The following is a 21178-nucleotide window of genomic DNA, read 5'->3' on the forward strand; positions in this document are numbered from 1 at the left end:
AAACGGAGCCAATCGGCTCCGTTTTTTATCAAGTTACCAAGTTGGAAGAAGAAAAATGGATAAAATATGAATATTTAAGTTTACTGTATTCAAATATATGTTTGGGATTTTATATAAATAATATATCATTTTTACTTTCTAAATTGGTTGCATTTTTAATGTGACTAACTTTCAAAACAATCAATTAAAGATAAAGAAATAATGAATAAAATTTTAGCTTTTTTTTGTGCAGTGATAATTGTAGGTTGTTCTTCTATTGACAATGGTGTTAATAATCCAGATTCGGGAAGTAATAATTTAAAATCACTTGATACCTTCACTTTCGATCCCTTAAGTAAAATCCAAAAAGTAGAAATACCAACTTATTATGATGGCTTGTTTGATACAGCAAGACCCTATTTAGATGAAAAGTACCCTTACACCTATGTCAGTAAACCTCAAGCATACATAATTGATGACGAGATTATTTCTTTTGCTCCTTGGTTTCCTGTCGAAGGAAGGTTTACGGTTTTTCCAACCGCTCACTATATAGTTATAACTCAAGAAACCGAGAGTGGCTTAGTCTCCGCACGATTTAATCATGAACAAGTAATTAAGCTGTTAAGTGAAGAGTATAAAATTACTGAGCATACAAGTCCGTTTTTTCATTATGTTCTAGAGGTTTCTCCAAGTGAACAAGCCAATTTTGTAGAAGATATCCATAAAAAATTGAGTAGACTTCCTTCAGAATAAGGATTGTTGGTTGAATTTTGGTCAATAAAGTCAGGGGTTCTGGCTTTATTGATTGCATGGAGTTCTATTTATATTGATTTGGGCTTTGTAATAGGTAGTACGCCATAATAACAAGAGCCGATCTTTTAGGGTTTCTGGATAAATATTCAGCTGTGCGTGATAAATAAGAATAAGTAAACGCGAGGTCTCTGATGAAATACAAAAAGCGTCAGAAGTATAAATACACTCTCCATTCTGAAGAAAAGATTGAGACTCACATTTCAGTGAGTAACGCGTATGACAGCCCTTTTCTTAGTTTGTCCAAACAAGGCGTGTTAACGATTAAAAAGGGCTATGCATGGGATGGAGCGAGTGGGCCAGCGTTAGACACAAAAAACATTATGAAAGCTTCTTTAGTGCATGATGCTCTTTACCAACTCATGAGGGAAGAGGTGTTGCCTCAAAGTGCTCGAAAGCATGCGGATACGTTGTTGAGAGAAACATGTTTAGAAAAAGGAATGTCTAGCTTCAGAGCAACTTATATCTATTATGGCGTCAGAGTTGTCGGCGGGTTCTTTTCTAGACCCGATACTTTGTGTGCTTAATGGGAACATCTTTCCAGCGTATAACTGTTTATTTATACAGTTTAGTTATGTAAGCTCCAAGGTGATACAAAGGAGTAGTACATAATGACAATAAGATATGAAGAGCATGTGCCAAGCCCGAAAGAATACTGTGATATGCGTATAAAAGCCGGGCTATCACCTAAATCGTTGAAAGCTGCTGAAATTGGCCTACCCAATTCGTTATATGGCGTATCTGTTCGGGATGAAGGAAAGCTCATTGCAATGGGTCGGGTTGTTGGTGACGGGGCGTGTAACTTCGAAATTGTCGACGTTGCCGTTGATTCTGATTATCAAGGTAACGGTTTAGGTAGAAAAGTCATGGAATACATCGACGGTTATCTTTCTTCTGTTGCACTTGAAGGCTCTTACGTTTCTATGATTGCTGATGAACCGGTCTTTTACGAAAAGTTTGGTTATAGGCTGGTGGCTCCTAAAAGCCAAGGGATGACAAAAAAGTTTAAGCCAAAGGCATAACACGTATTCAGCTGTGAAGATAAGCACTAGAAAACAGGAGTTTAATTTCCTGTTTTCTATATTAAATTTCTATTTAAGCCACTTCTGGAATTGGTTTGGGTGGCTGCTCTAAATCAGGCTCTTTTTGAACAGTAGGAATTTGTCCCTCACCCACAGCACTGATGTAACAGCCACTAAGTTTAATGGCAAGGTACATATCAGCTCGCAGTAAGATGCCTCCTTCACTGGTGCTGATACCAGTAAGCTCACACCATTGACGAAGACGTCGTTTCCTTCCTGCGAGGATTAAGCGTACACCTCTCTTTTTCAAAGTATTGTGAATATCTGCCAGTGTTGCCATCACACTGAGATCCAAGTGAGTAAAGCTCGATACGGCGTCGATGACAACGCAACTTGCGTCTTTGTGATGCTCTGCCTGCTCTAACACTCTACGTTTAAAGTAAGGAGCATTGAAGTAAGTTAGCGGTGAGTTAAAGCGGTAAATCACCATTCCAGGAATAGGCGAAGCTTTTCCTGAGTCGTCGATGGTCCGAATGGTACCTTTTTCATCCAAGCCAAGTAGCTGATCACTCGGTCGCATGACAATCCGTAAAAATTGAAACAGCCCTAGCAATACCGCCAAAGTGATCCCCGGTATTACACCCACGATCAACACAGAAATAAAAGTAATGATGGCCAGATAAAATGCATCTTTGTCACGAGATTTTAATTTCCAAATTGCTTTAAGATCGAGCAGCGATAGGGACGCAATGATCAATACAACACCAAGTGAAGCGATAGGGATGAACTGCAAAGGCTCGTAAATAAATACCGCAATAATGGCAATGGTGATTGCGGCGACAATCGAAACTAATTGAGATTTACCGCCATTTGCATCATTGACGGCTGTGCGTGAGTCAGCGCCGCTTATTGCGAAACCTTGTGAAAACGCTGAGGCAATGTTGGCAAAACCCAACGCCTGAAACTCTTTATTTGCATCAATATCATAACCGTTTTTAGCCGCGAAACTGCGGGCGGTGAGCATCATGCTAACAAAACTGACAATCGCAAGGTTGAGCGCCGGGACCACTAGTTCACGGACTTCACCTAGCTCAAACTCCGGTGTTTGAAACTGGGGGAAGCCACCTTGAGTGAGTCCGACAACCGATACGCCCATCTCTTGTAAATGGAAAAACCAAACTGACGCAGTAGTTACGAGGATCGCCAGCATGGCAGCAGGCCAAGTTGGTCGGTAGCGTTTGGTGAGCAAATAAACGACAATCGTCACGATACTCAGAGTTACAGTAGGCCAATGAAGATCGGTTAATCGTTGTGGAGCTTCCCATAAACGTTCCAGTAAATAACGTTGCTCGTATTTCAAACCGACTACTTTCGCAAACTGACCAACGATAATTGTGAGAGCAACACCGTTGAGTAGACCCAAAAGAATCGGACGAGAAAGGAAATCTGCAAATACCCCTAGCTTGAAACGACTTGCCAGTACACACCAAATTCCCGTCATCGCTGTCATGGTCATAACCAACTGCCAATGTTTTGTGGGGTCACCTGCGGCAAGTGGTGTCACAACAGCTGCGATCACTGCACAGGTTGCTGCATCGGGTCCGACAATGAGTTGCCGAGATGTGCCCATCATGGCGTAAACCAACATTGGCAGTACACACGAATACAGACCGACAATTGCGGATACACCAGTTAATTGTGCGTAAGCTATGGCAACTGGCAGTGCAACCGCGACAACAGAAAAGGCGGCTCTAAAGTCGTTAACAAACCATTCTTTTTGATAATGCTTAAGCTGAACAAGCCCTGGGAACCACTGTGCGAGTAATATTTTAGCCAACGGATTTACCATATATGTGAGTGAGTTACTTAAAGTATACACCGCTTAGTTGGAACGTCTGTGAGTTAGTTATCACTGGAAATCGGGGAAAAGATTGGAGTGCGAGGATTTTATTGCGCAGGGGGGCTTTGTAGTGTGAGGTGTTATGAATCCGATTCTGGAAGCAATAAAAAACGGGAGCTGATACTCCCGTTTGTGGTCTCAGATTCTAGAGTTACGCGACACTATCCATCTGAGGGTATAGCGGCTTTGCGGCAAGCAGTTCCGGCTCAAAATCGTCAACGTTGATTGTATCTAGACGATGCTGTTCCGCTTCTCTGAGTAGATCGGCTTCTTCTTGCGTGATAAAGCCTTGCTCTAGCCCTTCCTGAGCAATCATATCCAAACGTAAGAATGGGCGACGCTTACCTTGCGCTTTACATACTTTGTCAAACACAGGTTCAGCTTGAAGAATGACTGACAGCGCAAGCTCAATCTTACCTGCTGCGTTGTGCTCGGTTGGTTCAAGGTATTGACCGCGACCAATGCGTGAGCGCGTTGCACTTGGCGTTTGTAGAATGCGCGCCACTTTACTGTCTAGTTTATCGCTTGGCGCTTTGCGTACACGACCGAATGGCATGATTAACACGCGCAGTGCACGACCAATCACTTTGTTCGGGAAGTTTGCTAAGAATTCGTCTACCGCCACTTCCGCTTGTTTCAAACTGTCTTGTAGACCCCAGTGTACTAATGGTAAATCTTCGACTGGGCGTCCATCTTGCTCAAAACGTTTCAACGTCGCAGAGCTTAAATATAGCTGGCTTAGAATGTCACCAAGACGCGCTGATAGACGCTCTTTACGCTTCAAAGAGCCACCTAGCACTGCCATCGAGATATCCGATAGTAAGGCAAGGTTTGCACTGTAGCGGTTCAATTGTTGGTAGTAACGCTTGGTTGCATCTTTGGTTGGCGATGAAGAGCCCAGACCGTCGCTCAAACCAAACCATATACTGCGCACTAGGTTACTCATTGTAAAGCTCACGTGACCAGCAAGCGCTTTATCAAATTTCTCGACAGCATTACTTGCTTCAGAATACGCCGCGTTCATTTCTTCAAGAACGTACGGATGGCAACGGATTGCGCCTTGGCCAAAGATGATCATTGAGCGTGTTAGAATGTTAGCACCCTCAACCGTTACTGCGATTGGCGCACCTTGGTAACCACGAGCTAGGAAGTTAGAAGGTCCCATACAGATACCTTTACCGCCTACGATGTCCATTGCATCGATGATGCTTTGCTGGCCGCGGTGCGTACAGTGATACTTCACGATAGCTGAGATAACTGAAGGTTTTTCACCTAAGTCGATACCCGCAACGGTTAAGTTGCTTGCTGCATCCATCACGTAAGCATTACCACCCAAGCGTGCTAATGGTTCTTCAACTCCTTCCATATGGCCGATCGGCTGTTTGAACTGACGGCGAATACGTGAGTAAGCACCGGTTGCCATTGCCGCAGTTTTGATGCCACCTGTTGAGTTTGAAGGTAGCGTGATACCACGTCCAACCGACAGACACTCAACCAGCATACGCCAACCTTGGCCCGCCATTTTTTCACCACCGATAATGAAATCGATAGGAACAAAGATGTCTTTACCGCGCGTTGGACCATTTTGGAATGGTACATTGAGCGGGAAGTGTCGGTTACCAATCTCAACACCTTTGACATCAGTTGGGATAAGCGCACAAGTGATGCCAAGATCTTCTTTGTCGCCTAGCAAACCTTCAGGATCGCGAAGTTTAAATGCTAAGCCTAGTACCGTTGCGACTGGCGCTAGGGTGATGTAGCGCTTGTTCCAAGTCAGGCGCATACCCAGTACTTCTTTTCCTTCCCATTCGCCTTTACAGACCACACCGTAATCTGGAATAGAGCCTGCGTCAGAACCCGCTTCTGGACTTGTTAGGGCGAAACAAGGGATTTCCTTACCTTCAGCTAGACGCGGTAAGTAATGATTTTTTTGATCTTCAGTACCGTAGTGTTGCAGTAGCTCACCTGGGCCCAAAGAGTTAGGAACACCAACGGTAGACGATAGAACGCCAGAAACACCCGTTAGTTTTTGTAGTACTAGTGATTGCGCGTATGCTGAGAATTCCAGACCACCGTACTTTTTCTTAATGATCATGGCGAAGAACTTATGATCTTTCAGGTATTGCCAAACTTCTGGCGGTAAGTCCGCGAGTTCATGGGTCACTTGGAAATCACTCACCATGGCGCACACTTCATTCACAGGGCCGTCTAAAAAGGCTTGTTCTTCCGCACTTAACTTAGGTGCTTGAATCGCGTGTAGCTTTTGCCACTCTGGTTTGCCTTTAAACAGTTCGGCTTCCCACCAGACGGTACCTGCGTCTAACGCTTCTTTTTCGGTTTGAGACATAGCTGGCAGCACTTTCTTGAAAAGCACTAACGCTTTGCGGCTAATTAAAGACTGACGTACGCCAGGAACCGCGAGCACAGCTGCGGCGAGAACGTAAATAGCCCAACCAATAACGCCGACAGTTCCTGCTACTGTAAGAGCCAGCATGGCCGCGGTGAGTAAGCTAATAGATTTCACGAGAGACATGCGGTGGTAGAGCGTAATGCCTAGCACGATCGCCATCGTGATGATTGAGAGCAAGATGTCCATATATATTTTCCTTTTCAGACTTTATAAGTTTTGTACGTCTGTATGTTAGGTAAGAGGTCTAACCAGTTGGTTTAAGTGTAATCAAAATATTAAGGAAATGTAAAACATAAGATTGGATAAAAAGTGATCTAAGTAGAGTTAAAATTCTAAAGTTGAGATTTGAGTGATGGTTTCATGAGCAAGTTGACAAGTTTATTACCATCACTAATCTAAATCTGTTGGTTCACTATCGACACTAATTCTCGTTTGTGGGTAAACTCAGAGTAATCAAACCCGAGTTCAGGTTTATGAAATGTCCGATACCAAATTGGTATCAGAACAATTTGCTCAGTGAGTCAAGAGCTGACTGAAGCCGAAATAATAAAGAGAACGTCTTATGTACCATGATCTGATTAGAAGTGAATTAAACGAAGCTGCTGAAGTGCTCAACAAATTTTTAAGCGATGACCATAACATTGCGCAAATCGAAGCAGCGGCGAAAATGATTGCTGACTCATTCAAACAAGATGGTAAAGTATTGTCATGTGGTAACGGTGGTTCTCACTGTGATTCAATGCACTTTGCCGAAGAGCTAACAGGCCGTTACCGAGAAAATCGTCCTGGCTATGCTGGTATTGCTATTTCAGATCCAAGCCACCTTTCTTGTGTGAGTAATGACTTTGGTTATGACTTCGTGTTTTCACGTTATGTAGAAGCGGTTGGTCGAAAAGGTGACGTACTGTTTGGTCTGTCGACTTCAGGTAACTCAGGTAACATCCTGAAAGCGATTGAAGCAGCACAAGCGAAAGGCATGAAGACGATTGCGCTAACAGGTAAAGATGGCGGCAAAATGGCAGGCCTTGCAGATATTGAAATCCGCGTGCCACACTTTGGTTATGCAGACCGCATTCAGGAAATTCATATTAAGATTATTCATATCATCATTCAGTTGATCGAAAAAGAGATGGAATAATCGTTTACGGCCACCGTTTCGAGCTGTGTTGTTAGGGAGTTTTTTAAACCATGTGTGAATTGCTCGGTATGAGCGCTAATGTTCCAACGGATATTTGTTTCAGTTTTACTGGGCTCATGCAGCGTGGAGGCCGAACCGGCCCACACCGTGACGGATGGGGGATCACCTTCTACGAAGGGAAGGGCTTTCGAACCTTCAAAGATCCCAAGCCAAGTTGTGAGTCTAAAATAGCAGAGTTGGTACAAAATTATCCCATCAAAAGTCGTGCGGTCGTTAGTCATATCCGACAGGCGAATCGTGGTGGTGTTAATTTAGAAAATACTCATCCCTTTACACGTGAGCTGTGGGGTAGGTATTGGACGTTTGCGCATAACGGTCAGCTCTCTGGCTATCAAGACTTGCATACAGGTCGACATCGACCTGTCGGTGAAACAGATAGTGAACTGGCATTTTGCTGGTTATTGAAGCAAATGGAAGATCGATATCCTGAGCCACCAAAGGATATGGAGTCGGTATTCTTATATGTTGCTAAATGTTGTGATGAGCTAAGAGAGAAGGGTGTATTTAACATGCTTCTGAGTGATGGTGAGTATGTAATGACGTATTGCACCAATCATTTGTATTGGATCACAAGACGCGCACCGTTTGGAAAAGCCGCGTTGCTTGATGAAGATGTGGAAATTAACTTCCAAGAAGAAACAACGCCACACGACATCGTTTCTGTGATTGCAACTCAACCTTTGACGGGCAACGAAGCTTGGCAGCGTATGAAACCTGGCGAATACGGCTTGTTTCACCTAGGTGAACTAGTCAAAAATAATGCCTCTGAACTGGTAAATGTGCCGTTTGCGGCGGCTAAGCCGGGCAATCAAGCGCCAACCGAACCGTTAGAGTGATGGTCTCTTACTCTGAATATAAAAATAAAGCTCGCTTAATCGCGAGCTTTATTTTTATGCGTTTTAAACCGAGGGCGGATACGGATGAGCATTCTTACTTTCTAGAGTGCTGGTAGTAGAGTCCTAGTCTCGCTAAGGCTTGCTGTAAAGACGTAACTGATAGAAATTTCTCATAAAACACCTCGTCAGTCTGAACGGTGAAGAACGAACCAGATTCAGAATCTACTTTCCGAGTGTTATGTTACTCAAGTGGTTATGGGATTTTTTAGAATGTTGGGTTTTAGGTTTCTAGTCTCACTACGGCTTTCTTGAATCAAGTTTATAAGTATTAAAACAACCAAGAGCAGCCCTCAGGCTGCTCTTTTGTGCTTGGAGTTTATTATTCAGGGCTACTCATCTGAGGCGTACCCATGTACGCCAAGCTCTGCGCCATCTAAATAGGCTTTACCATCCTTCATGATCAACCGCTCGTCTACCAGCCACTTAGCCACCATAGGGTAGATTCGGTGCTCCTGCGCCTGAACACGTGCCGCAAGTACACTAGCATCATCGTCTTCGAACACAGGAACTTTTGCTTGCAGTATGACAGGGCCACCATCAAGCTCTTCCGTTACAAAGTGCACACTCGTACCATGTTCTTTATCGCCAGCATCAATTGCTCTCTGGTGTGTGTGTAGCCCAGGATATTTTGGTAGAAGAGAAGGGTGGATATTGATCATCTTACCCATGTAATGAGAAACAAATGCGCTGCTCAGAATGCGCATGTAACCAGCAAGAATAATCACGTCTGGTTGGTATTCATCTATTTGACTCATTAGCTCTGCATCAAAGCTTTCACGCGAGCTGAATGCTTTAGGGTCGACAAAGTGACCGTCCACATCAAACTTTTTTGCACGTTCTAAACCAAAAGCATCTGCTTTGTTAGAGAACACGGCTGCCACTCGTGCGTTTGGCATGCTGTCTTCGCAAGCTTCCAAGATAGCTTGCAGGTTACTTCCGTTACCCGAGATGAGGACCACAATGTTTTTTAGGGTATGGTTTTTCATGATGTCGAGAGCGCCTTGGTATTGTAGGTTGGAGTTATGTAGCTTCTAAACTACCTACTAATAGAATGGTTTTTAGTGTTCTAGATAGCAAAATGAGGACCTAGTCATCTAGTGTCCTCATTCTTCTTATCTTTTGAGCTCGATTTGCAAATTATTGGATTTCAACTTGCTCTTCGTTCGCGTCTGCTTGTGCGATTTGACCAATCACCCACGCGTTTTCGCCTTCTTCTTTAAGAAGAGCAACTGCTGCATCTGCCTGGTCTTTCGGTAGTGCGACGATTAGACCTACACCACAGTTGAATGTGCGGTACATTTCGTGTGTGTCGACGTTGCCTTTCTCTTGTAGCCACTTGAAGATAACTGGCCATTCCCAACTGTTACCATCGATAACTGCTTTCGTGCCTTCAGGCAGTACGCGTGGGATGTTTTCCCAGAAACCACCACCAGTGATATGAGAAATCGCATGGATGTCGTGTTTCTCAATCATCTTAAGTGCTGACTTGATGTAAATTTTTGTTGGTTCTAGTAGGTGCTCACCAATAGTGCGGCCTGCTAGCTCTTCGCTCTTATCTGCACCAGATACTTCTAGGATCTTACGGATAAGGGAGTAACCGTTTGAGTGTGGGCCGCTTGAACCAACAGCGATAAGTGCATCACCAGCAGCGACTTTCGTGCCGTCAATCACGTCTTCTTTTTCTACTACGCCAACACAGAAACCAGCTACGTCGTAGTCTTCGCCTTCATACATGCCAGGCATCTCCGCAGTTTCGCCACCAATTAGGGCACAACCTGCTTGAACACACCCTTCTGCGATACCTGAAACAACATCCGCTGCGGTATCAACGTCTAGTTTGCCTGTTGCGTAGTAATCTAGGAAAAACAGTGGCTCTGCGCCTTGCACGATAAGATCATTTACACACATTGCCACTAGGTCGATGCCAATCGTGTCGTGCTTGTTCATATCCAGTGCTAGGCGAAGTTTTGTGCCAACGCCATCAGTACCAGAAACCAGTACAGGTTGTTTGTATTTAGTTGGCAATTCGCATAGCGCGCCAAAACCACCGATACCACCCATAACTTCAGGGCGACGAGTACGTTTTACCGCACCCTTAATACGATCCACAAGCGCGTTGCCTGCATCAATATCTACACCAGCGTCTTTATAGCTAAGAGAAGAGTTGTTACCACTCACAGGGAAGTCCTCGGTATTAAGTTGGATATGAAAACGGCGCTATTCTAACAGTGCTTAAACATAGATAGCAAACGTTTGCGTCTGTTTTTTTCTTTAGTGATTTATCCTGATATCCCTGTGAAAATCATGTATAATCTGAAGGTTTGTTTAAATATTGCCAACTATAGCCGGAGATGGACATGAAAGTTGTTGAAGTAAAGCACCCTCTAGTAAAACATAAAATTGGTCTAATGAGAGAAGGTGACATCAGCACAAAACGTTTTCGTGAGTTAGCGACTGAGGTCGGTAGCCTACTTACTTACGAAGCAACGTCAGACTTTGAAACAGAAAAAGTGACCATTGATGGTTGGAACGGTCCGGTAGAAGTAGACCAGATTAAAGGTAAAAAAGTAACCGTAGTGCCAATCCTACGTGCAGGTCTAGGCATGATGGATGGAGTTCTTGAGCACATGCCAAGCGCACGTATCAGTGTTGTGGGTATTTACCGTGATGAAGAAACGCTTGAGCCAGTTCCTTACTTCAACAAGCTTGCTTCAAACATCGAGGAGCGTATTGCGCTTGTTGTTGACCCAATGCTTGCAACAGGTGGTTCTATGATTGCTACGATCGATCTCCTAAAAGAGAAAGGTTGTAACCAAATCAAAGTGCTGGTACTTGTTGCTGCACCAGAAGGTATTGAAGCGCTAGAAAAAGCACACCCAGATGTTGAGCTATACACTGCGGCAATCGATGAGAAGCTTAATGACAAAGGCTACATCGTTCCGGGTCTAGGCGATGCAGGTGATAAGATCTTCGGTACTAAGTAATTCTTTGATGTATTACTATGACTGAACAGAAAAAGGCTTGGTGAAAACCAAGCCTTTTTTGTATCTACAAGAGAAGAAGAGTAAGACACGCCAACTAATAAAGCGGCGCAAACGAACTATTTCGCGCTTTCTTCTTCCATTTGTGCGTTATCTACAACGTGGTTTTCACCTAAATCGTTTGGTAGCACAAGGTTAAGAATAATTGCCACGATACCGCATAGACTCACACCTTGTAGACTGAACTCACCAATACCGAAGGCCATACCACCAATGCCAAACACAAGGGTTACGGCAACAATCACTAGATTACGAGACTTATGTAAATCAACGTTATTCTTGATCAGTGTGTTGAGGCCTACCGTTGCGATAGAGCCGAACAGCAGAATCATGATACCGCCCATGACAGGTACTGGAATCGTTTGAAGAACCGCACCTAGCTTACCTACCAATGCAAGTACGATTGCGGTGATTGCTGCCCAAGTCATGATCACAGGGTTAAATGCTTTGGTTAGCATTACCGCTCCTGTTACTTCACTGTAAGTGGTGTTTGGTGGAGCACCCACCATCGAAGCTGCGATAGTTGCCACCCCGTCACCTGCGATTGTGCGATGAAGGCCTGGTTTTTTCAGGTAGTTTTTACCTGTAACGTTTGAGATGGCAAGCATGTCACCTACGTGCTCAACCGCAGGTGCGATAGCGACAGGAATCATGAACAAAATTGCGTTGATATTGAACTCTGGCGCGGTGAAGTTTGGCATGGCTAGCCAAGCCGCTTGTTCTACGGGAGTGAAATCAACCACCCCGTAGAATAGAGAAACAGAGTAACCAGCAAGAATACCACCAACAATAGGAACGAGCTTCAAAAAGCCTTTTGCAAAAACGCTGAGTACAATGGTTGTGAGCAGTGAGACCGCCGAGATAATGATCGCAGCATCACCATTAACTAGCTGTGCAGCTCCATCACCAGTTTTACCTACCGCCATGTTCACTGCTGTTGGGGCAAGGCCAAGGCCGATAACCATGATCACAGGGCCAACGACAACGGGCGGGAGAATTTTATGGATAAATCCAACACCACGCACTTTGATCATCGCCCCTAGAGCCACATAAACTAAGCCAGCTGCCATCAAGCCGCCCATCGTTGCACCGATACCCCAAGTTTGGATACCGAACATAATAGGAGCAATAAACGCAAAAGAAGAGGCAAGGAAGATGGGAACAGAACGTTTAGTCATTAATTGGAAGAGGAGGGTACCGACACCGGCACCAAAGAGGGCTACGTTTGGATCAAGGCCAGTTAGGAGCGGCACAAGCACCAAAGCACCAAAAGCGACAAAGAGCATTTGAGCGCCTTGTAACGCGTTTTTCATAATAATTCCCTATTTTCAAGATACGCAGACAAATCCGGCGAATACTATCATCCTGCAATCGTTTGCAATGTTGCATAGATCAAACTTTCGATTGAATTTTTCCCATAAATAGCACTTTTGAGAGTTGCTTGCTTGCAAATTGTCCTCTTTTACGTGTCTTGCGTGAAGATGAAAAATGGACAGCCTAACTTGTTGAGATAGCTTAATAAGCAATGAGTTTATTATAAAAAATAGCACTGAAGTGCTGGTTGAGGCCCGAGTTAACAAAGCTGGTCATAATACAGACAATTTACTCAGTACTTACCTTGCTCAAGATTTGATAGTTGCTTATTATTCGGGTTCTTGTTCAGAGGATTATAAAAACTATGCGCTATTTAGCTCTCTTATTGATAGGTTGGTTGTCCCTACCAGTATATGCATTAACTCAGGTGGATATCTATCGTGCCGAAGTGGTTATCGACAGTGAGCAGAACGACGGTGAGTCTTTGGCTCGTCAACAAGGTATGCAGGATGTGATTGTTCGAGCGACCGGTTCTCAATCCTCTTTAAGCAATCCAGTGATTAAAAAGGCACTTAGCTCAAGTGCGCGTTACATTTCTCAACTAAGCTATGGGCAGGTTGATGGAAAAGCGAGCTTAAAAATGTTGTTTAACAACGACCAAATCAGCTCTCTTTTAACACAAGCACAATTGCCATCTTGGTCGCCAAATCGTGCCAATATTTTAGTTTGGATGGTTGAAGAACAGGGTTACGATCGTAACATTGCGTGGGAACATTCTGAATCTTCAAATGTTGCAGCACTTCGTAGCGCAGCGAAATTAAGAGGCCTACCAATCACTATCCCGGTTGGGGATTTTGATGATGTAACCGGTGTTAATGTCTCTGATCTTTGGGGCGGCTTTATTGAGCCAATTGGTCAAGCCAGCCAGCGCTACCCAGCTGACGCCGTTTTGGTTGTACGGGCTCAAGGTGAACAAATTCGTTGGACACTCTACGACCAGTCGCCAACGAGAATTGTAGAAGCGCAACGTTCTCCGCGTAGCGAGTCTGCATCAGGTGCTAATGCTATTGCAGAAATGGTGGATGGCATCGCAGACTACTATGCAAGTAAGAGTGCAGTTGTGGTTTCAGGAAAGTCTTCAAAAGCGCTAGCAGTGAAAGTCCTTAATGTAACCTCTGCCACGGACTTCTTCCGTTTAGAGAATGCGCTAAAACAACTTAATTCGGTTGCGGGTACAGAGATTAAGCGTGTTCAAGGGGACGAGTTAACGCTCAACATCCACCTTTTGGCATCACAACAAGCTTTTGAGAAAGAAGCTTCTTCTATTTCTCAATTAATGGTTTTTGAAGATCCTTTAGGTGAAGTTGATGCCCCAGCTTCAACTCAAGAAGAAGAGCCATTGGTTCAGAGTAATGAAGCAAAAGACGCCGCGACGCCAAAAGAAGCGCAGCCTGAAGTACCAGTAAATGTTGTGGCAGAAGCAAGTGACGAAACACAACCAACTCAGCCGATGATTGTGGAGCCTGTCCGAGAACAGTATGACTTGATCTACGAGTGGCGCTCGGCATCGTAATCTCCTTGGTAGCGTTCCAGGCGTGAAACGCAAGGATCAAACACCAATGTGGTAAGCATAAAAAAGAGTCGCAATAGCGACTCTTTTTGTTTTCTAAATTCGTATTCGAACCAATGATCAGTGATTGACTGCGATTGGCGTTATTTATTGAATTTCGCTTTTTCTTCTTTTTCTACTTGAGAGAGGCGTTTCAACTTAAGGCCTAGCTCTTTGCCTCTCGCTCTAGCAAACAAAATATTGCCAGCGAAACCGAGTGAAGTCAGTATCAGTTCCACTGCCGCAAGCCAGCGTTCACCCCCATCCACATAGAGGATGGTCAGCGCATGCAAGAAATACAGCATAAGAACAAAGTTAGCCCAAGCATGAGTGTAAGGCTTACCAGCTAAAATACCAGGTAACGGAAGTAGTAGCGGAATACACCAAGCAATAGCAAGTGTTGTGCTGCTGAGTTGAGGGTGAGGGGATAACGCAAGCTGCCAAATAGCGACCCAGGCTAATAAGGCTAAGTTGCCAAATAAAGCCAGGTAACGATAGGTTTTAGCCTGTGTACCGAGTGGTGTTTGGTCTAAAGAGTCAGACATCGATTAACTATCCTTGATTTTACTAACAGACTTTTAGTTTTAACGCTGCAGTTGCCAGCCTTTTGCCTAATTGTTGTGCCAGGCGAATCTCTTCACTGCTTAGGGTTGCCTCATGGCCTACACTGCTGGCGCCATACGGAGTGCCTCCGGACTGCGTAGTGTGTAACTCTGGCTCGGAATAAGGAATGCCCAAAACCATCATCCCGTGATGCAATAAAGGGGTCATCATGCTTTGTAACGTTGTTTCTTGACCACCATGCATCGAGGACGAAGAGGTAAAGACACAAGCAGGCTTATCGATTAAGTCACCACTGACCCATAAAGATGTAGTCTGATCCCAGAAGTGCTTTAAAGGCGCAGCCATGTTGCCAAACCAGACGGGACTGCCAAACGCTAGACCGTCGCACGTTTTTAGTTCCTCTAGAGTAACAATTGGATCAGAAGGGGAGTGTGAGTGAGGTGACAATTCTTCAACTGTACGCAAAATTGCTTGGCATTGAGGAGTCGATTCGACTCCTCTTGCTATTTGTCTTGCCAGTTGTTTTGTCGAGCCATGACGGCTGAAATACAAAATAAGGATCTGGCAATCCATTTATAAAATATCCAACACTTGCTCTGGTGGGCGACCAATTTTTGCTTTGCCGTTAGCAACGACAACCGGACGCTCAAACAACTTTGGATTTTTCGCCATTGCTTCGAATAATTGCTCATCGCTGACGGAGTCTTCGCCTAAGCCAAGCTCTTTATATTCACTTTCTTTAGTGCGCATCATTTCACGTACAGATGAAAAGCCAAGCTGGGCGTACAGCGCTTTTAGTTCATCCACGTTAAGTGGTGTGTCTAGGTATTTGACGACTTCCGGTGTAACACCATTTTGCTCAAGCAGTTCAAGTGTTTGACGGCTCTTTGAGCAACGAGGGTTGTGATAAATCACGACTGACATGGTTTTCTCCATTTCGTTATTGTAATGCCATGAATCGATCTCTTTGGATCATGAGTTGGTCGATACGGGCATCGTATCGCGCTTGCTCTAAGCTGCCCAACTTGGCCATTTTACTTGCTTCACTATAATATTGAATCGCTTTATTCCAATTTGCTCGCAATGCCAAAATTTCTGCTCGAGCAGCCAACTCTTCATCGCTACGCCCCAGCGCGTGGTAGCTCTTCGATATTAGGTGCCAGCCATTTGTATCTTCAGGATAGTCATGAGTGTATCTTTGAAGAACTCGCGTGGCTTGATCGTTTTTATTGTCCTCAAGTAGCGCATTGGCGTAGTTAATGGTCAATACTTTATTTTGAGGGTTACGAGATAACGCTTTGCGGAGCATCTCGGTTGCTTTTTCTGGCTGCTTCTTCTCGATGTATAAATCCGTCATAGCGTCCAAGTAAAACGGGTTACTTGGGTCTTGTTCCAGTAACTTTTTCAAAATTGGTTCCGCTTGAGATAAGCGTTTATTGTCTAAATGCACGAGTGCTCGACCATAATCAAAAGCAGGTGTAATGTCCGCAGAGGCTTTCTTTTGGGTTCTCTCAAACCAGCTCAGGGCGGCTTGTCCATCAATGCCAGCGTAACGAGCCACAATGCGCGCGCGAGCTAGATGATAGTCTATTGAAGGCACAACACGCATTGGAGGATAGGTTCTTGCTCGCGCACGGCTATCGGTAATTCGATCTTCAGGCAAAGGGTGAGTCAGGAGCATTGGTGGCGGTTTACTCGCATAACGATACTCATCAGCAAGACGGCCAAAAAACCTTGGCATTGCTTGAACATCAAAGCCGGCTTTTGCTAATGTCGAAATACCAAAGCGATCCGCTTCTTTTTCGTTTGCACGAGTGTAGTTGATTTGACTTTGCATGTTGCCCGCGGTTGCTGCTGTAATTGCAGCCATCCCCGCTTCGGGTGAGGCAATTGAAAGTAGTAGTGCCCCCGCAAGTGCGGCTAATGTGGCCGGAGAGCGACGCGCTTGTTCTTCCATACTCCGAGCAAGGTGACGTTGTGTGACGTGCGCTATCTCGTGAGCGACAACAGAGGCCAGCTCACTTTCTGAACGAGCATGAAGAAACAACCCAGAATGCAGCGCTACATAGCCACCAAAAAACGCGAATGCGTTGATATTACGGTCGCGAATCATAAAGAAGTGGAACGGCGTTTTTACATCATTCGCATTGGCCACTAATTTGTGCCCAAGAGAGTCAATATATTCATTGATGACAGGGTCATTAACGATAGGTTTACTGGCTCTGAGCATACGCATATAGGCGTCGCCATAAATCAACTCTTGGTCTATTGAAAGCGTGCCACCAGCAGCTGTGCCAATGTCTGGCAAGTCAATGCTATTGGCATAAGTTGTCGGCGAACTGATGGCAGCAGCAAGACATAAGCAAACTAGCGAGCGAGTGCGTTTTAACATACGTTTAAAAGGTTCTCCAAAATACATAAGCATGTGGTTACAGGTCGAGAGCCTATTAACAGCGCCACATACGTTTTGGTTATCCGTGAGGATATAAGCTAACAGTAAGACCGGAAATAAATGAATTGGTTTCGTAAATTATTTTACATCCGAGCTATTTCAGCATGTGGTTAAATCATGTCAGAAGTGCTAGCACCAGCTCAAAAAGCCGTTACAATACAACCCTATCATAAGTGCAGAGCAATACAATGGAATCCATGTTACTTGATTTGCGTGAGCAACGTTGTCCTATGGCACTGTTACTTGCAAAGCGTCATGCTGCTGAGGTCTTTCAAGGAGAAGCAAAGCAGTATCATCAACTTGTCATTCAAGTGGTGGACAACAGCTCTAAACGAGACATTGTGAACTATCTTAGTGCCCAAGGGTACTCGGTTGATTGCCAATCTACATCAGAGCACTACACATTGACTGTCTTCAATAAGGAATCCGCATAAGATGTTTGAAATGGTTAGTCGTTGGTATAAACGACGTTTCTCTGACCCTCACGCAGTAAGTCTCGTCGCGATCTTGCTGTTTGGCTTTATCACCATTTACTTCTTTGGACACTTGATTGCGCCATTACTTGTCGCGATCGTTTTGGCTTATCTACTTGAATGGCCAGTTGTCAAAATGTGTCGTATGGGCGTGCCGCGCACTTTGTCGGTTATTATCGTGATCTTGGTCTTTGTCGGGTTAATGTTAATTGCGTTGTTTGGCTTGGTTCCGACGATTTGGACTCAGGTCGGTAATCTAATTAACGATATTCCGAACATGTACAACGGGCTACAAAAGTTTATTGTCACATTGCCAGAGCGCCATCCTGAACTAGCCAATTTAGAAATAGTAGAAACCGTGGTGACGAACGCCAAAAACCAAGCACTGGGGCTGGGTGAAAGTGTCGTCAAAGGGTCGCTTGCTTCATTAGTTAGCATTGCAACGCTAGCGGTATATTTGATCTTAGTGCCACTCCTTATCTTCTTTTTGCTTAAAGACAAAGAAGAAATGCTGCGAATCGCAAGCGGTATTCTGCCGAAAAACCGTAAATTGGCGAATAAAGTTTGGCATGAAATGAACGAGCAGATATCAAATTACATTCGCGGTAAAGTGTTAGAGATTTTAATCGTGGGCGGTGTGAGCTACGTGACTTTTGCCCTTTTAGATCTTCGTTACTCGGCGTTGCTTGCCGTAGCCGTTGGTCTGTCGGTTTTGATTCCTTATATCGGTGCGGCGGCTGTTACTGTACCTGTTGCTATCGTTGGTTTGTTCCAATGGGGTTTAACGCCTCCGTTTTATTGGTTGTTGCTTGCTTACGGTATTATCCAGGCGCTGGATGGTAATGTGTTGGTTCCTGTTCTGTTTTCCGAGGCAGTAAACTTACACCCAGTTGCTATCATTGTGGCTGTATTAGTCTTTGGTGGGCTGTGGGGTTTTTGGGGGGTGTTCTTCGCCATTCCTTTAGCGACATTAGTCAAAGCCGTATGGCATGCATTACCAAGCACGGAAGAAAACGAACCTGTCGAACAAGAGTAGTTGTTACCAAAGGTACGATGGTTAAAAGAAAGCCCAGCAGTTTGCTGGGCTTTTTGTTTGTAGAAAAACAATAGCGTTTAAGCGTTTTCGTTTAAGTAGTTTAATACGACTTCGTGGTGATCTTTGGTTTTGAACTTGTTGAACACATGTTCGATCACGCCTTCTTCATTGATCAGAAAGCTAATGCGGTGAAGACCGTCGTATACTTTGCCCATGAATTTCTTTTCGCCCCAAACGCCGAACTGGTCAGCAACGGCATGGTCTTCATCAGAAAGCAGAGTGAAGTTTAAATCATCGCGCTCGATGAACTTGCCTAGGCGCTTTACAGGGTCGATGCTTACGCCGAGTACCACCACGTTATGTGCATCGAGTTCAGCTTTGATGTCACGAAGGCCTTTTGCTTGTGTAGTACAACCCGGCGTCATCGCCTTAGGGTAAAAGTAGAAAAGTACTTTCTTGCCTTTAAAGTCTTCAAGAGAAACGGTATTTCCGTCTTGGTCGAGCAAAGAGAAGGCTGGCGCTGGCGAGCCTGCTGTCAGCGTATTCATTTTGATTTCCTTTACTTTATAGTGTGTTTTTAATGAAATTCAGAGAACCTTGTACGTTGAGCGACTTACAAAGTTCATCGAAGTCTTCTTGTAACTGCATCAAATTAAAATCCGCGCTTACAGATGCAGTAATCGCAATATGAAACTGGTCAGAATCGAGTTGAATTTTCGACTTGCTGATGGTTTGCGCGCTAAGAGAGTCTAAACCAATCTGCTGATCAGCGAAGAACTTAGTAAATTTTTCAGTTAACCCAGGGCGGTCTTCAGACTCAATAAACACTTCCATGGTGTAGCTGTTATCGAGCAGTTCGTGCGCCGCTGTGCGTTTCATGATCGTAATAAGGTCATGTTCTTGGCCAAGCAGGGGCAATTGTGTTTCAACTCGAGTCACGCTGCTGGCGTTCCCAGTCAGGAGCATGATCAGCGTAAATTCGCTGCCAAAGATAGCGATACGGCTATCGACTATGTTACAACCAGCTTGAGTAACGAGCTGTACGACTTGGTTACAAATGCCTGGACGGTCCGTTCCAACTGCTGTAAGTACCAGATGTTGCTTCATAAATGAGCTTCTTGTCCTTTCTTCAATAGAGAGATGTTAGCACAGATATTGCGAAGAAATATCGAGCCAGTTCTTTTTTAGTCCATAAAAAAGCAGTCGGAGCTTGAGGGGAGTGGTGGGAAATAAACAGTAAATGCAGGCTATAGGATAAACAAAACGTTTGCATGATGTGCTTGCCTATTGTCTGGCCGTTTTATTCACTTAGATCTGACTTGGCTAACAAGACCAAAGAGTATATTTTCCTTGCTTGTGCTCTTCAGTATTTTCCAAATCACTGATAGATTCTAAAGTCACTCGAAAGCCCAACACGATTATCAATATTGCCGTTAATCAAACCAAATAGAGCAATTAAGTTGCTAGACCTCTAACAACTGATAATTATTCATTCATTTGTACTTTGTAAGCGAGTTTACGCTCTTGTGTTTTTCAATCGCATTACAGTACCATGCAGAAAGAGTTAAATGAGGGAGATAAACATGTTTTCAGGAAGTATCGTAGCGCTGATTACGCCATTCAAAGCAGATGGCGAAGTAGACTTTGACGGTCTGCAAAAGCTAGTAGAGTACCACGTTGAAGCGGGTACAGACGGTATTGTGGCAGTAGGCACAACAGGTGAGTCAGCGACACTGACCATTGAAGAGCATGTGAAGGTCGTTAATAAAACTGTTGAGTTTGCCGACGGTCGCATCCCTGTGATTGCTGGCACGGGTGCAAATGCAACCCATGAGGCAGTAACATTTAGCAAATTACTGGCTGATTCTGGTATTGCTGGCTTCCTGAGTGTGACACCGTATTACAACAAACCAACTCAAGAGGGTTTGTTTTTACATTACAAGGCAATTGCCGAAGCGAGTGATGTGCCTCTAATTTTGTACAACGTACCAGGCCGTACTGCTGTTGATATGCAGCCAGAAACAGTGGCACGCTTGTCAAAGCTTGATAATATCGTGGCTCTAAAAGATGCAACGGGCGATTTGGAACGAATTGCAATTCATCGTGAACTTTGTGGCGAAGATTTTATCTTACTAAGTGGCGATGATGCGACAGGGCTGGATTTTGTGAAACTTGGCGGCAATGGTGTTATCTCGGTAACGAACAATATTGCAGCTAAAGACATGGCAGACATGTTCCATTTGGCAAGTGAAGGTAAGTACGAAGAAGCAGAAGCGATTAACCAACGCTTGATGACTCTACACAAAAACCTTTTCATCGAAGCAAGCCCTATCCCAGTAAAATGGGCAGCGCAAAAGCTTGGTTTGATTGAAGAAGGTGGTTTGCGTCTTCCTTTAACTACGCTTTCTGAAAAATCGCAGCCGATCGTCGAGCAGGCGCTAACAGACGCCCATATTTATTAAGATTGAGTTACT

General features: G+C 44.4%; 21 protein-coding genes. 10 read left to right on the forward strand and 11 right to left on the reverse strand.

The genetic code is table 11. The annotated features are described in order from the left end of the window. Positions 1–201 precede the first annotated feature (201 nt). The 3 genes from R7070_RS12420 (at position 202) to R7070_RS12430 (ending at position 1811) form a co-directional block, all read left to right on the forward strand. On the forward strand, positions 202–732 hold the full coding sequence (locus R7070_RS12420; protein WP_005380387.1) for a hypothetical protein: 531 nt from the start codon (positions 202–204) through the stop codon (positions 730–732). Between the two features lie 191 nt (positions 733–923). Beyond that, positions 924–1316, forward strand: coding sequence for a DUF1353 domain-containing protein (locus R7070_RS12425; RefSeq protein ID WP_017633769.1), 393 nt, complete (start codon positions 924–926; stop codon positions 1314–1316). An 84-nt stretch (positions 1317–1400) separates the two neighbouring features. Next, positions 1401–1811 carry a GNAT family N-acetyltransferase gene (locus tag R7070_RS12430; protein ID WP_054577596.1) on the forward strand — a complete coding sequence of 137 codons (411 nt, stop codon included), beginning with the start codon at positions 1401–1403 and terminating at the stop codon, positions 1809–1811. A 73-nt stretch (positions 1812–1884) separates the two neighbouring features. Here the strand turns inward: R7070_RS12430 and R7070_RS12435 are convergent, their stop codons facing one another. Further along, entirely contained in the window at positions 1885–3660 is a 1776-nt protein-coding gene (locus tag R7070_RS12435; RefSeq protein WP_054577597.1) for a SulP family inorganic anion transporter, read from the reverse strand. Between the two features lie 202 nt (positions 3661–3862). Beyond that, complete coding sequence (fadE, locus tag R7070_RS12440) at positions 3863–6307, reverse strand: acyl-CoA dehydrogenase FadE (protein ID WP_005385392.1); 2445 nt, start codon at positions 6305–6307, stop codon at positions 3863–3865. 376 nt (positions 6308–6683) lie between these two features. Between fadE and lpcA the strand changes: the two genes are divergently transcribed. Further along, positions 6684–7259, forward strand: a complete 576-nt coding sequence (gene lpcA / locus R7070_RS12445) for a D-sedoheptulose 7-phosphate isomerase (protein ID WP_005380392.1) — start codon at positions 6684–6686, stop codon at positions 7257–7259. A 50-nt stretch (positions 7260–7309) separates the two neighbouring features. Continuing rightward, a complete protein-coding gene (locus tag R7070_RS12450) occupies positions 7310–8155 on the forward strand; it encodes a class II glutamine amidotransferase (protein ID WP_005380394.1) in 846 nt (281 codons plus the stop codon). 389 nt (positions 8156–8544) lie between these two features. On the opposite strand, the gene purN is transcribed toward R7070_RS12450, so the two are convergent. Further along, complete coding sequence (gene purN / locus R7070_RS12455) at positions 8545–9201, reverse strand: phosphoribosylglycinamide formyltransferase (protein ID WP_005394347.1); 657 nt, start codon at positions 9199–9201, stop codon at positions 8545–8547. Positions 9202–9352: 151 nt separating this feature from the next. After that, on the reverse strand, positions 9353–10393 hold the full coding sequence (gene purM / locus R7070_RS12460) for a phosphoribosylformylglycinamidine cyclo-ligase (protein ID WP_005389861.1): 1041 nt from the start codon (positions 10391–10393) through the stop codon (positions 9353–9355). A gap of 179 nt (positions 10394–10572) precedes the next feature. Between purM and upp the strand changes: the two genes are divergently transcribed. After that, positions 10573–11199: a uracil phosphoribosyltransferase gene (gene upp / locus R7070_RS12465; RefSeq protein ID WP_005380401.1), complete on the forward strand. Its 627-nt coding sequence runs from the start codon at positions 10573–10575 to the stop codon at positions 11197–11199. 116 nt (positions 11200–11315) lie between these two features. Here the strand turns inward: upp and R7070_RS12470 are convergent, their stop codons facing one another. Continuing rightward, positions 11316–12569 (reverse strand): uracil-xanthine permease family protein, encoded by a 1254-nt coding sequence (locus tag R7070_RS12470; RefSeq protein ID WP_005389855.1) that lies wholly within the window; start codon positions 12567–12569, stop codon positions 11316–11318. Positions 12570–12934: 365 nt separating this feature from the next. Here R7070_RS12470 and R7070_RS12475 point away from each other — a divergent pair, with 365 nt between their 5' ends. Continuing rightward, positions 12935–14143, forward strand: a complete 1209-nt coding sequence (locus tag R7070_RS12475) for a DUF2066 domain-containing protein (RefSeq protein WP_054577598.1) — start codon at positions 12935–12937, stop codon at positions 14141–14143. Between the two features lie 140 nt (positions 14144–14283). Here R7070_RS12475 and R7070_RS12480 read toward each other — a convergent pair whose 3' ends face one another. The 4 genes from R7070_RS12480 to R7070_RS12495 are packed head-to-tail and all read right to left on the reverse strand — an operon-like array spanning position 14284 to position 17135. Continuing rightward, complete coding sequence (locus R7070_RS12480) at positions 14284–14724, reverse strand: DUF2069 domain-containing protein (protein WP_256900669.1); 441 nt, start codon at positions 14722–14724, stop codon at positions 14284–14286. A gap of 22 nt (positions 14725–14746) precedes the next feature. Then, a complete protein-coding gene (gene wrbA / locus R7070_RS12485) occupies positions 14747–15316 on the reverse strand; it encodes an NAD(P)H:quinone oxidoreductase (protein WP_005380409.1) in 570 nt (189 codons plus the stop codon). After that, positions 15317–15667 carry an arsenate reductase (glutaredoxin) gene (gene arsC, locus R7070_RS12490; RefSeq protein WP_005380410.1) on the reverse strand — a complete coding sequence of 117 codons (351 nt, stop codon included), beginning with the start codon at positions 15665–15667 and terminating at the stop codon, positions 15317–15319. It abuts the gene before it with no gap. A 16-nt stretch (positions 15668–15683) separates the two neighbouring features. Then, positions 15684–17135, reverse strand: a complete 1452-nt coding sequence (locus R7070_RS12495) for a tetratricopeptide repeat protein (protein ID WP_005394337.1) — start codon at positions 17133–17135, stop codon at positions 15684–15686. Positions 17136–17392: 257 nt separating this feature from the next. On the opposite strand from R7070_RS12495, the gene R7070_RS12500 reads away from it, so the two are divergent. Both R7070_RS12500 and R7070_RS12505 read left to right on the forward strand, forming a co-directional pair. Then, entirely contained in the window at positions 17393–17629 is a 237-nt protein-coding gene (locus R7070_RS12500) for a sulfurtransferase TusA family protein (protein ID WP_005380414.1), read from the forward strand. 1 nt (position 17630) lies between these two features. Further along, a complete protein-coding gene (locus tag R7070_RS12505; protein ID WP_005389843.1) occupies positions 17631–18704 on the forward strand; it encodes an AI-2E family transporter in 1074 nt (357 codons plus the stop codon). A 77-nt stretch (positions 18705–18781) separates the two neighbouring features. Here the strand turns inward: R7070_RS12505 and bcp are convergent, their stop codons facing one another. Then, complete coding sequence (gene bcp, locus R7070_RS12510) at positions 18782–19252, reverse strand: thioredoxin-dependent thiol peroxidase (protein WP_005380418.1); 471 nt, start codon at positions 19250–19252, stop codon at positions 18782–18784. A gap of 16 nt (positions 19253–19268) precedes the next feature. Further along, entirely contained in the window at positions 19269–19811 is a 543-nt protein-coding gene (locus R7070_RS12515) for a glycine cleavage system protein R (protein ID WP_005380420.1), read from the reverse strand. A 476-nt stretch (positions 19812–20287) separates the two neighbouring features. On the opposite strand from R7070_RS12515, the gene dapA reads away from it, so the two are divergent. Next, positions 20288–21166: a 4-hydroxy-tetrahydrodipicolinate synthase gene (gene dapA, locus R7070_RS12520; protein WP_005380422.1), complete on the forward strand. Its 879-nt coding sequence runs from the start codon at positions 20288–20290 to the stop codon at positions 21164–21166. Positions 21167–21178: the final 12 nt, after the last annotated feature.

It is taken from the genome of Vibrio sp. 1557, assembly GCF_033340175.1.
GTDB classification, from domain to species: domain Bacteria; phylum Pseudomonadota; class Gammaproteobacteria; order Enterobacterales; family Vibrionaceae; genus Vibrio; species Vibrio alginolyticus.